12 protein-coding genes are annotated in these 13,091 nt (G+C 31.7%); all 12 read right to left on the bottom strand.

Features of this window, described 5'->3' with window-relative positions:
• Positions 1-15: 15 nt before the first annotated feature.
• The 12 genes from CLV33_RS12245 to CLV33_RS12190 are packed head-to-tail and all read right to left on the bottom strand — an operon-like array spanning position 16 to position 12,969.
• Entirely contained in the window at positions 16-1,047 is a 1,032-nt protein-coding gene (locus tag CLV33_RS12245) for a glycosyltransferase family 47 protein (RefSeq protein WP_105474163.1), read from the bottom strand.
• The gene (locus CLV33_RS12240; protein ID WP_105474162.1) at positions 1,047-2,591 is read right to left on the bottom strand and encodes a glycosyltransferase family 2 protein; all 1,545 of its coding nucleotides are present in this window, start codon (positions 2,589-2,591) and stop codon (positions 1,047-1,049) included. The genes CLV33_RS12245 and CLV33_RS12240 overlap by 1 nt, the downstream gene beginning before the upstream one ends.
• Positions 2,588-3,544, bottom strand: coding sequence for a hypothetical protein (locus tag CLV33_RS12235; protein ID WP_105474161.1), 957 nt, complete (start codon positions 3,542-3,544; stop codon positions 2,588-2,590). The genes CLV33_RS12240 and CLV33_RS12235 overlap by 4 nt, the downstream gene beginning before the upstream one ends.
• 5 nt (positions 3,545-3,549) lie before the next feature.
• Positions 3,550-4,701 (bottom strand): glycosyltransferase family 4 protein, encoded by a 1,152-nt coding sequence (locus tag CLV33_RS12230; RefSeq protein ID WP_105474160.1) that lies wholly within the window; start codon positions 4,699-4,701, stop codon positions 3,550-3,552.
• Positions 4,701-5,993, bottom strand: coding sequence for an O-antigen polymerase (locus CLV33_RS12225; protein WP_105474159.1), 1,293 nt, complete (start codon positions 5,991-5,993; stop codon positions 4,701-4,703). The genes CLV33_RS12230 and CLV33_RS12225 overlap by 1 nt, the downstream gene beginning before the upstream one ends.
• 1 nt (position 5,994) lies before the next feature.
• Positions 5,995-7,104 carry a dTDP-4-amino-4,6-dideoxygalactose transaminase gene (rffA, locus tag CLV33_RS12220; RefSeq protein WP_105474158.1) on the bottom strand — a complete coding sequence of 370 codons (1,110 nt, stop codon included), beginning with the start codon at positions 7,102-7,104 and terminating at the stop codon, positions 5,995-5,997.
• A gap of 3 nt (positions 7,105-7,107) precedes the next feature.
• Complete coding sequence (locus CLV33_RS12215) at positions 7,108-7,905, bottom strand: acyltransferase (protein ID WP_105474157.1); 798 nt, start codon at positions 7,903-7,905, stop codon at positions 7,108-7,110.
• Entirely contained in the window at positions 7,892-8,836 is a 945-nt protein-coding gene (locus CLV33_RS12210) for a glycosyltransferase family 2 protein (RefSeq protein ID WP_105474156.1), read from the bottom strand. Before CLV33_RS12210 ends, CLV33_RS12215 begins: the two co-directional genes overlap by 14 nt.
• A 10-nt stretch (positions 8,837-8,846) precedes the next feature.
• A complete protein-coding gene (locus tag CLV33_RS12205) occupies positions 8,847-9,512 on the bottom strand; it encodes a class I SAM-dependent methyltransferase (protein WP_105474155.1) in 666 nt (221 codons plus the stop codon).
• Position 9,513: 1 nt separating this feature from the next.
• The gene (locus CLV33_RS12200; protein ID WP_105474154.1) at positions 9,514-10,914 is read right to left on the bottom strand and encodes a glycosyltransferase family protein; all 1,401 of its coding nucleotides are present in this window, start codon (positions 10,912-10,914) and stop codon (positions 9,514-9,516) included.
• A 15-nt stretch (positions 10,915-10,929) separates the two neighbouring features.
• Positions 10,930-11,805, bottom strand: coding sequence for an N-acetylneuraminate synthase family protein (locus tag CLV33_RS12195; protein WP_105474153.1), 876 nt, complete (start codon positions 11,803-11,805; stop codon positions 10,930-10,932).
• 9 nt (positions 11,806-11,814) lie between these two features.
• On the bottom strand, positions 11,815-12,969 hold the full coding sequence (locus CLV33_RS12190) for an acylneuraminate cytidylyltransferase (RefSeq protein ID WP_105474152.1): 1,155 nt from the start codon (positions 12,967-12,969) through the stop codon (positions 11,815-11,817).
• Between the last annotated feature and the right edge of the window lie 122 nt (positions 12,970-13,091).

Genomic DNA, 13,091 nt, shown 5'->3' with positions numbered 1-13,091 from the left:
AAAATTTTAGGCCCATTAATTTAATTTGGCTTTAAACAATTGATACATTTTTATAAAGTAGGCCTCCCTTTGCAACAAATTTAGCCATAAGTTTCTATTAGCGTTTTGTATTGCTTCGTATTCAGCATCAGATAAATTTTTATGAAACTCCAAAACGTGTTCAGCAATAGGTTTTTTACTAGTCTCATTAATTATTAAACAGTGTTTATGCCATTCTATTTCATTTTCCAAAGGAAACCTACAATCTGTATTTATTACTATTGGTATGCGACCTACCGCCAAAGTTTCGTAAAACCTTACAGAAAAATTGCCAACCCCTCGCAAACAAAATGTATAGCCGTTTTCAAAAATATTATTATAAAATTCTTGCGAACTTGTTTTTTGCGTTATCGCAGAATGCAAACCCGCCCTATAATTATTACGCAAAATAAAATGAGTATTTAAATGAGTATTAGGTGCCAATTGCTGCAAATATTTTGCACGCTTTACACTAGAAGGATAAAAGGGCTGAGCATCTACCAAAGTTTTCTTTAAAGCACGCTTTAACTTATATTTTACATGGTTACTATACTCCTTAAAATATTTTGAAATTCCTGATTGTGCATGCCCAACGAAACCAATACTAGGCTTATCTTCTTTTTTTAAGACCGAAAATGGTTCGGATAAGAAAAACTTATAGGGATCGTTAATAAAAGAGGGGATTATAAATGTATGTTCTCCCAACTTACTGTTAAAACCACCTAATCTAAAAGTGTAACTATTAGGGATGTAATTTGTGAAGCCATAGTCTCCAGAAGTGTAAATCCATATTGGTTTTTGGTATGTTTTTACCAATACATTTAAAGCTGAAAACGCTTCTTTGTGTTTTAAAAACGATGTATAGTCTATTGGAAACACCACAATATCTGCAAGAGAAATTTCATTAACTATTTTATATTGGTTTAATAAATTACTATTCTTTTTAAATACTAAATCAAATAGCAAAGGAAATACTTCTCGCCTATGTGCTTCAACTAAAAAATCTGTATTTGTATAAAGTTTTAGCATTAATCTTGCGACTTAAGTTTTTGGCACCAATATACACTGCGTTCCCACTGTTTTTTAAAGTGTTTTATATATTTTAAGGGGTGCTTACCTGTACTGTTTTTGTAACTACGTAAACCTAACAATAATTTATAACCTAATTGCTGCTGTATTGTAAAATAAGTTTGATGTAACAATTGAATTGTTGGCGATGGTTTTGGTTGTATCGTATCGTTTTCCCAAAGTTGTTGTACTTTGGTTCTATAACCACCAATTGGTGCTTTCAAATGGGTTATTTTAACATCAGCAAAATAAATAACATCATGACCTAATTGTCGCAATTGCATACCAAAATCGTTATCTTCTCCATAATTGAATTCATACGCCATATTAAATTTTACAGCATCTAAAACATAAGATTTCACAATACTATTACCAGCACCAAAAATACTGGTTTGTGCAGTTTTTAAGTAGGTTTGAAATTCATTAGGTTGCAAATATACTGTGGTTCCCACTGTAGCACCGTGGTGTTCCAATCTAGAAAATAAATCTTCTATTAAGGTGTTGTTTAACCTATTATCGTCGTCTCCAAGTAGTGTCCACTCGCTTGTTACCTCAGCCAAGGCTAAATTACGGGCGTTACAAACACCCGTTTGATGTGTAAAGATATGTTTTATGTTATAAGGCCACTCCTCAGTAATAATATAATCCAGTTCTGAAACAGAGCCACCTATTGGGTTTTGTTCAACAATTATAACATTTTTGGGTTTTACTGTTTGATGCGACAAATCCTTTAAAACATCATACAAATAGTTTTTTCTGCCAATGGTTGGGATAATCACATCAACCTCTTTGTTCTGTATTACTTTTTTTATAGAAGTAATTGGTATATTTTGCAACTGAAAATTAGTTGATAATTGCCTATAAAACAATGCTTTTACTAACGGAAAAACCTTTAATTTTTTTTCAAAAACAGCATAAGCCATACATAGAAAAAACACCCAAACCCATTTGTAATGTTGTTTTACAAATTTAAAAAGTTGAAAAGATGATGCTTGTTCCACATCAATTCTTAACGGTGTGTTTTCTAACAAAAGTTTAGGTTCAGAATAACAAAACAAACCTTCTACCATTGCCCTTTTTGATAGGGAGTTTAGGTAATAATTAAAATTTTCGTTATAGTTTAAATCTGCTTTTAGTTGGTTAATAACCTCGGCATAAACTCCTCCAACACAACTATGCATTAACCAAGTGGGGTAATTAACAGTTTTGTTGATTTTTAAAAAGAAGGAGCGCTCTACATAACCAATTTGTTTTGGTAAAAAATTTTCTTTTGAAGGGCTAAACGAAGCCATGATACGTTTATGATGAAAAATTGTAGCTATTGCATCTATATTCAAATCTTCCAAATAACTTTCGTGACACCAAACCAAAAGTGTTTCTGGGAATTTTTCTGCAAGATTATTAAGTGTTTTGGTTACCGTTTCACCAACAACAGCATTAACAGCATGTTTATTACAGTCTAAAATTTTAGTGGTTTTATTATGTTGGTGCACTATAACTATCATGCTTCTAAACGTTCAAATTTAGTATTACCAACAATTGCTGCATATTTAGAAAAACTACTGTTGTACATAGGGTTTACTTTAAGAAAGTAGACTTTTTCGCTTTTAGAAATCATAAAAAAATCTATAAGTGTTTTTAAATGTCCGTTGGTATCTTTTGTTTTTTCAAAATTATCCATATGAAACGGATTCCCTTCAACAGTTTTAATATTTATTTTATCCTTTACATAAGCTATAAAATTAATACTATCAGAAAACAAATAAGCCTTTTGCGCTTCAGTAAGTATTGTCTTATTTATGAGCTGAAGCAATTTATCGCATAATACTTCTCGCTCCCTATAAGGTAATATTTTAGTGGTGGTATCTTTAAAATCTCCCATTAAACTCGTAAATCGGGAATGAAATGCAATAAATGGTTTTGTTTCTATTTGGTTTAATTTTTCACTTAAATGGCTACTTTGTTTAAATAATGTGTTAAAACTTTCCCGCCAATTATGTTCTAATTGAAGTTGATTTAATTCTGGAAAAGTAGATTTAGAATAATCTATATTAGCATAAACATAAAAACGGATAGCTGAGGAGTTTTGGATAAGTTGCATGGGGTTTGCACCAAAATTATTTATAAGATAAATAATTTTTGTTTTTGTAGGATGCCATTGTATCTGCTTTCTACTAAAGTTCCAATCGATATTATTGGGTTCTAAAAAGCTACTTAATTTAAACGGATTATCGAACAAGATCTTAAAATCATAATTCAATTCCTTAGCTATTTGGTAAAATGAAATAATGCCTTTTAAACGATCTACCAAACCGCCATGAGGAACTACCCCATCAAAACAAACAACTATTTGTTTTGTCTTTGGTTGTTTTGCGCTAAAGTACTGTACATAGTGCAAAAAAAGCATAACGCTTTTTTTCTTTTTGCCCAAAAACCGTTTTAGCATGTTAATTTTCATTAAGGTTAGCTTTTAGAAATTACATTTTTATAAAAGTTAATGTTTTCGTTTGCAATAGTATCTATATTAAAGTTATGCTCAGCTTTTCTCCTTGCTGCTGCACCTAATTTTACACATAAATTTTCATCGTTAAAAAGTTGTATTATGCTTTCAACATATAGTTTGGTTTCGGTAGGGTGTACTAAATACCCATTAATGCCATCATCAATAATTCCAGATGCCCAACCCATATTTGTATTTATTACAGGTTTTTGCAACGCCATACTTTCTACCGTAACCATCCCAAAGGTTTCAGCAAAACTTGGGAATATGCAAACATGGGCATTTTTAATATGCGTCACGATTTCAGTGTAAGGTATTTTTCCCAGATAATTAGTGTGCTCTTTAGCCTTATCTGAAAAAATATCTTGCATTAATTTATAGGTGGAAGCGGTATTGGTTTTCACATCTGCGGTATCGCTTCCTATTAATATTAATTTAGCGAGGGGTTCTTTTTCTATAACCTTATTAAAAATTTTAGCTAACTCTAAAACTCCCTTTTTTCTAATTAAAGTACCCACATAAAGTAGCGTTTTAGCTTCAAAGATAGTTGGCGTTTCATTTTTAAAATTCTGTAAATCTATACCATTTGGTACCACTTTTATTTTATCGGGTTTTAAGCTGAACAGTTTTGCTGTTTCCTCTTTTGTAAATATTGTGGGAGAAATATATGCCGATGCTTTTTTTAGTGCTATTTTTTCAAGAACAAAATTCTTAAACTTCTGCTTACGGTTTTCTAATTTACAGAAATAAGCATCGGTACCGTGAAAGCGAATCACTAAGGGGATATTAAGCTTCATAAAAGCTGTTATACCTGTCCAATCTGCCGCTTCAAGAAGACTAATATTTTCTGTTTTTACAACTGCATTAATATAGTTTTGAAGCTGTTTCCTGTAGAAATACCAAGTGAAAAAACGACGCGGTTTCTTAGCAATTAAATGAATGGTTAGCCCCTTTTCCTCCAATATGGCGTTACGTTCTTGATGGTACACAAAAACAGTTACCTGCATATTTTTTTTAACTAACGCCTCCACCAAGTTTTTTATACTTGTACCAATGCCAGCACTAGATACTACTTGTGGGTGAGGATATTCTGGTGCTAGAAAGGCTATGTGCATTAATAACTAGACTTTATGAAAAAAGTGAGTAATATGTTAAATATAGACACCAATATTAAACTAGTTTTTATAACATAAGGCATTTTAGGTTGTAATTTAGTGTGGGCAAAATATTTCAAACTTATTAAAATACATATACACAATAGTATATCATATCCAATTACCCATCTAAACTCCATTAGAGTTAAGACTATGGTAGATATTAATAGCATTGCAAATAAAAACACATAAAGCGGATATTTACGCATACTTATATAGGGTTTAGTAAATAAATACATAAATGGAAAAATTATTAAAAAACCATAAAATCTAAAATATTTTAAGGATAAAAAGCCAAGGTTATAAATCGATAATTTCAGTACTAGCATAGGATCTTTCATCAAAAACTCCTTTTGATTTCTCGGAAGTGATGCTACTCCATTTTTTTTCAAATATTGATTTACTTCAGAAAACGGTGTCTCCCTAAAAATTGAATTTTTATGCACTGGAAGTTCTCCTGCTTCCATTTTTTTTACTGCTAAGTAGTTACGTTGTAACCAATTTGCTCCCTCATTGAAGTTTTTATCATAAAATCCTAATTTTCCTTTTTCTTGTATAGAAGGATAATGACACATAAGAACTATAGACATTAAAGGAACAAAAAAAAGAAGTAAAGATTTAGAGTAAGAAAATATAGTACTTTTTTTTAAAAATTCTAGCAAAATAATTGAGAATAGTACAACTACGATAATAATTTGAGATGTTGGTCTAATTAATGTACAAATGGCACAAATGATACCAATAATAAAAAATAAATAATGATATTTTGTTTTTTTTTCGTATGCAATAAGAAATAAAAAAATTATTAGCATAAAAAAAACTGTTTGAAAGACATCATTATTAGAATATCTAAATGCTTTTAAGCTTAAAATATTAAATACATATATACTTAAAACAGCATAAAAACTTTTAGAATTTATTTTTCTATTTACCTTTATCAATAATAAAATACCCAAAATTAAAACCAGTAATTGAGATATAATGTTAGTGAAGAGAAATGCTTTTTTAACATCATCAAATATTTTAAAAAATAAATGATTAATTAAGTTGTACAAATAACTAGAACCTTTTGTAATTGTAGTATTATAATCATGATTTAAATAAAAATCAAAAGCTGAAAAATATCTATCAGGATCTCCTATTTCTTTGAATGAGAAATCTATATTCGAATAAAATAAATGAATACTCCAAGTAGCAACAAAAATAATCAGTATTATTTTGGTTGTTACACTTAAATTTTTAAAATATTTCATGCTAAAATAAAATGATATTATCTACTACTTTTTTTGCATCCAACCCATAAAACATGGGCAATCGCAGTAATCGTTCAGAAAATTTATCACTATTTGGTAATGCTCTACCATCATGTTTATTTTTATAAAATTGACTTTTGTGTAAACTTAAATAGTGGAAAACAGACAAAATGTTTTTTGATTTCAAGTATTCAATAATAGCATCTCTTTGCGCCATACTTTTGCAAACCACATAAAACATATGTGCATTATTAGTTTCTTTTTCGGGTTCTGGCATTAATTTAATATCATGTGCATGCGCCCAATTTACAAGAGCATTGTTATAATAATGCCAAAGCTGTAAGCGTTTCTTTTGAATATTGTCTATATTTTCAATTTGCGCCCAAAGAAAAGCTGCAATAATCTCAGATGGTAAAAATGATGACCCTGTATCTACCCATCCGTATTTATTGACTTCTCCTCTAAAAAACTCTGCTCGATTAGTTCCTTTTTCCCAAATAATTTCTGCCCTATTTATAAAACGGTCATCATTTATTGCCAATAAGCCACCTTCACCAGAAATTATATTTTTTGTTTCATGAAATGAAAAGGCTGCCATGTGGCCAATAGCACCTAAATACTTCTCTTTATACCTAGAACATATAGCTTGTGCTGCATCTTCAATAACCAAAATACTATGCGCATTGGCAATAGCCATAATAGTATCCATATTGCAAGCTACTCCTGCATAATGTACCACAACAATAGCTTTTGTTTTATTTGTAATTAAAGTTTCTAGTTGGGTTTCGTCTATATTTGGATTATCAGTTTTAGAATCTGCAAAAACTATATTTGCACCTTGCCTTACAAAAGCCAAAGCTGTAGATACAAATGTGTAACTAGGTACAATTACCTCGTCTCCAGGTTTTATGTTTGCCAACATGGCGCACATTTCTAGAGCATCTGTACAAGAAGTTGTTAAAAGCGCCTTTTTAAAACCAAAAGATTCTTGAAAATACGTTTGGCATTTCTTAGTGTAGTAGCCATTACCAGATATCATACCACGTTTAACGGCATCTTCTATATATTTAGTTTCTTTTCCTGTAAAATAGGGTTTGTTAAACGGTATCATTAATTATAAATTAATTGGCACAAATTTCGCCTTATCTGGAAGTAAAAATTTCATAAAATCAACTTCTTGCGTCGAGCCCCTTTTAGTATAAGTACGATTACTAACATTAAAAAATGAAACCTCAGTATTTTCGATATCTATTTCCGAGACATCTTTAACAATTTTTATCGATTTAGCGGTATTATCCCAGGTTTTTAAAAAACCCATCATTTTTACATATTTATCCTCTACAGAAACCTCAACAAATTGATGACCTATTTTTTCACTAATAGATTTAGCTGGCGAACCGGCATAGATTTCATTGTAGTTCATATCTTTAGTTACAACAGATCCTACTAATGCCATAGATTTATCTTGTGCGGTAATTGGAGAAACTATACAATGTCCCACAAACCAAACATCATTTCCTATTATCATTTCTTTTTCAGATAAAAATCTGCAACCTTCCAAAGTGTCTCCATATTTAACATGACTCCAAATTTGAGAGTGTGCACCAATACCACAATTATTACCTATGGTGGTTCCCCCAACAGAATCTATTATAGTATATTGCCCAATCCAAGCGTTATGGCCTATTCTACATGGTAAATATCCATGAACATTAGTATGGTGATGTAATTTGGAATAATCGCCTATTGAGAAATCATCACAAATTATTTGAACATCCTTCCCTATATAACAGTTGTCTCCAATATATATTCGTTTTGCATTTCCATTTAAACCTCTTATTATAGCGGAATCCTCTATAATGGTATTTTTTCCAATAGAAATTTCATCTGCAAAAACATTATTGTACTTCATTATCAATTATTTTATCTATAATATAAGGTGCCCTATTTTTAGTTTGATCAAATATTTTACCAATATAAATTCCTACTACACCAATAATGGTAATTAAAACTCCCGAAAGAAACCATATAGAAACCATAAGCGAACTGTATCCCAAAACGGTTATCTGTCCCGTAAAATATTTATAAATTGTATATACCCCTATTAAAAAAGAAATTAACGATACTATTATGCCAAACTTAACAAAAATCTTTAGTGGTTTATTTGAAAAGGAAATTATCGTATTAAATGCCAAGCTTAGCAACTTGGAATAGGTGTATGTAGTTTTACCCGAAATTCTTGGCGCATGCTCTACTTTTACCGAGGTTGATTTGTAACCTACCCAGTTTACAAAAAGTGGAAAAGACTTTATATAATCATCCATTTTTAAGACCTCTTTTATAACCTTTGAGTTGTAAACACCAAAATTTGCAATGTTATTATCAAAATCAGAGTCGGTTAAATATACATACAGTTTTGAAAAAAACTTAGAAAAAAACTTTTTGGTAAAAGTGTCTTGTCTTTGATGACGGCTTGCCAAAACAGCATCAAATCCCTCTAAGGCTTTGTTGTATAATTTCTCAACCTCTTTGGGTTGGTCTTGTAAATCGCAATCCATTACAACAACCCAATTGCCTTTGGCTTGAGATAAACCAGCCATTATCGTTGGGTGTTGCCCAAAATTTCTACTTAATCTAATACTTTTTACTTCTGGGAATTTAGAGGACAAACTTTTCATTACCAGCCAACTATCATCTGGACTTCTATCGTCCACTAAAATAATCTCGTAGGTCTTGTTTATTTTCACCATTACCTTTTGTATTTCTGAAACAAGTTCAGGAAGCATATTTTCGGCTCTGTAAACAGGACTTACAAACGATATTTCAGGGTATTGGTTACTCATTATTAATATTTCACAGTCGTTCTAAGGTAATTTCAATACATTTTGGTTGCCCATTTCTATCATAACCTCCCGATGGGTTTTCGCCAATAAATACCAGGCTAAATTGCGGTCTAGACATTGCTATAAAATCATAAACCTTTTTATGATGTTTATGCATATCATGAAACTCAAAAACTAAAGCTGAAAACTGTTTTAAATTTGATGTTATTTCATCTAAAAAATCATATTCGCTTCCTTCTATATCTAGCTTTAACAATATGCCGCTTTTAGAATTAACTTTACCTTCAATAAGTTTAAAAATACGTTCTGGCTTTTTTAACCAAAGTTTTAAATGGCTGCATCTTTTCTGCCTAACAAGATAATTAAAAATTAATGCGTTGAATATATATCTTATCTTTTCTGGTTTTTTAAAAAATAATCTTGCTAAACCTTTTAAAATTAACTTATATCCAGAAACGGTAGGATCTACCATTACAATTTCTATATGTTTATTAAAGCGAAATATATCGTATTCAAACTCTAAATTTGAAGATATGCCGCCACTAAACAACAAATGGGACGAAGTTATGGTGTTAGGGGTTAAATAATACCCGCCATCGTTAATACTACCAAATCTAAAAAGCGATGGTGCTTCAACTAAAAAATCTTCTTTTATTTTATTGTAATAATTATTCAACTTATTTCTTGTTCAATATTGAATTTATAGATTTCCAAATATTCTCAGAGGCAAGTGTTGGTGTTTTTCCAACTATAATTTCGTACCATTTTTTACCCGCTTCAACATTGGATAATTTACCATCTAGTATTTGTTTTACCAAATCTTGCAAGTTCTTTTTATCTGTACAAAATACAGCAGCTTTATCACTAGGCATGCTTCTAAAGTGTACGTACTTGTAATTTTGCCCTATATCTCGAATTCCTTTTTTTAACTGTGGCTGCTCGTAATTATAATAAATGCAGGATTTGTTATGCGCCACAAAATCAAAAACCGTAGAGGAACATACATTGGTTACAAACTCGCTATGTTCACACACGTTATGTAACATTTTAAAGTCTTCTTTTGCTGGTAACACTTGGTTCCATTGGCTGCCTACTTGCTTCCAAATAGGATCTAAAACTTCAATTATATCTTTATTGGCATTAATTACAGCATCGAATCTATTGGTAAAATCTACAGGGCATTTTCTGTAAATAACCCCCAAATTATAACCCTCCTTATTTAAATTTTTAACGGCATGTGCTAAATCTTCTAAATAATACTGATCTAGAGGCGATGTGGTTTCATCGTCTCCAGAATAGCAGATGTATTTTTTATTAACGTCTAAATTATAAGTCTTAAAAAATTCTGCCCTACTTACCCTTAAACGTTTATCGTAATGCGGTTCAAACTGAGGCGTACCAGTTACAAACACCTGATGCGCATCTACAAATGGGTAGTATTGCAATACCTCTCGTTTCATATGTTCACTCCACACACAATAATAATCGGTCTCTACTACTTGCATTGCTTTAGGGACGTTATCCCAAGAATACACAAACGCCACTGTTGGTATTCCTAAATCTTTTGCCGCTAATAATGCACTTATAGATTGTGTTGCGCGTTGTGTGGTACAAAAAATTATATCGGGTTTATGTGTTTCCAATTGCGCCTTACAGTAAGCATATTTTGGGTTTTTTCGTTCTAGAGCGTTTATTTTTTTTCGGATGGCTTCAACACCTTTTTCAGAGGAATATACACCTATTAAGAGCTTTGTATACAAGCTCTTAAATGTATTTTTTATTGAGTTATAATTGAATGGAAATTTATATGTTGTATAAACATCGTCATTAAATTTAGCTTTAGATACGTTTAATTCACAACGTTTTCTAGCTCTAGAATAAATAGGCGTTAGAGGGTGTAATTGATGGTTTTCTATTTTAACTTCATTGAAACCTAAGTTGTCTTTTAAAGAAAAAACAGTATTGTTCCAGTAAGTAATATCAAAACCCATTTCTTCACCAATGGTCTTAAAATCGGTAAAAGCGAAATTTCGTAACCCTACACCATCTGGAAAAAAAACAAAAACTTTTTTTTTCATTACTATCTTTGAAAATTAATCTTTTTTGTTCTTTAATTTATCGCGCTGTACTTGCTCTATGGGCAAGATATCTTTTGATTTAAATTGAAGTGCCTTGTGTACAGCTCGTAAGTCTCTAGACAATTTTCGCAAGCCCATAGGCTCTAAAGATGCGGCGTGGTCTGTACCCTTCCAAGTACGATCTAAAGTATAATGGCGCTCTACAATATTAGCTCCCAATGTGTATGCGGCAACATCTACCGCAATACCTAAATGATGACCAGAAAAGCCAATATGTTTTACATCACTTCCATACTTTTCGATAAGTAAATTAATATCTAATAAACATACGTCCTCAAACGGTACGGGGTAGCCCGAAGTACAATTATACAACACCAAATCTTTATTTCGATGGTATGATTTAAAGAGCGACACCAAATCATCAATTTCGCTTTTGGTAGTCATGCCTGTGGAAATGTGCAGTTCGCCTTTATAATTTTTGCACAACCATTCTAGCATTTTTGTGTTATTGTTACAGGCCGATGGTATCTTAATAAATTTAGGGTGTAATGTCGCTATTTCTTTTGCAGAAGTTACATCCCAAACCGAAGTCGCATAATCTATCCCTATGTCTTCACAAAATAGTTTTAGATGTCTGTGCTGTTCTACATCAAATTCCAAAAACTCACGATGTGCTCCATAAGTATCGCCATAGGAATTTACAGGATTTGGGTGGGGTTTGTTATATTGTTCTTCTGTTAGTAATTCTTTGTTATTTCGCTTTTGAAACTTTACAGCATCGGCATCGCAAAATATTTTTGCCACTTTAATAAGCTCTTTTGCTATGTTTATATTGCCTTTGTGATTACAACCAATCTCTGCTATAACATAAGGTTTTTTGTAGGTATTCATATATTTTGCCTAAAAGCGTTTGTTGTAGTTTATAATAAATTCGCAAGCCTCCCTAATAGCGCCTGCTCCAGAGTTTTTGGAAAGCACTACATCAGCAAGCTGCTTTATTTCTGGCATTGCATTGTTTGGCGCTAAAGACCAACCAACACTACATATGTTTGCCATATCGTTTACGTCGTCTCCTACATAAGCCACATTATTTAATGAAAAGTTTTGACTTGCAGCGAGTGTTTGTAATAGCGTATACTTATCCTTAACAGCTAAATACACTTGCGGAATTTTAAGTTTCTCCATGCGTTTGGCCACCAATTGAGACTGTTCGCTCGTCATTACCATAACCTCAACACCAAACTGTCTTAAAATTTCCAACCCCATACCGTCTCTCATATCAAAGTTTTTGGTATGCTCACCATCTTTTGTGTAAGCAATAGTTCCGTTGGTAAATACACCATCAACATCTAACACCAAATGTGTGATTTTCTCAGAACGTTTGGCTCGTCTTTGGCGCTCAATCAATAGGTTTTCTACAACTATCCAATCCTGTTCAGTATCTACTTCGTGCAAGCTTTCTTCTGGCATTTTTACAATACCTATAGTATTACCTAATCTGTTTTTTTGATTCAAAAGTACATCTTTAGTACATACATAAACGGCGCCATTTTCTATTAGAAGTCCTTTAAAATCTTGCCGTCTTGGGCGTTCTTTAGGATTGTAATTAACGGCTGTTCCATCTTCATTCCAAACAAATCTGTGCGTATTAACTACTGTAAGCGCAGAATCCTTTCCTTCTGCAATCTTACTTAAGCAGTTGTCTATATCTATTGCTTTGGTAAAAGGTGAAGTTGCCTGTAGCAAACAAAACACATCAAAATTATACGATAATTTCTCAGCAAACTCAATCATAGCACTTTCAGTAGAAGCAGTATCTGTAGCAGAGGCCCCAGAGCGTTTTAAAACCTTTATTTTATTGGTATAATGGTATTCTTTTTCAATAAAATTAATAATAGTGTCATCATCGGTGTAAACATAAACAACATCTAAGCTAGAATGTATTGCCTCTCCCAAAACCCAAGTAAAAAGTGGCCTACCCACCATTTTACGTTTGTTTTTCCCAATAATACCTTTAGAATTTTGTCTTAAAGGAATAAAACCAATTTTTTTCATAAATACTTGCTGTTGAATCTTCTGTAACAATCGCTAAAATACATTTTTTAGAGTTAGAACTCATATTGACTTTTCCTATTTCCTGAAAAATGGTTGAAATCCACTCATATTTCTTTACTTTT

The sequence above is a fragment of the Jejuia pallidilutea genome (assembly GCF_002973595.1).
GTDB classification, from domain to species: Bacteria; Bacteroidota; Bacteroidia; order Flavobacteriales; family Flavobacteriaceae; genus Jejuia; species Jejuia pallidilutea.
Note: the sequence above shows the minus strand (reverse complement) of the source record. Positions and strands in the feature narration are given on the sequence as shown.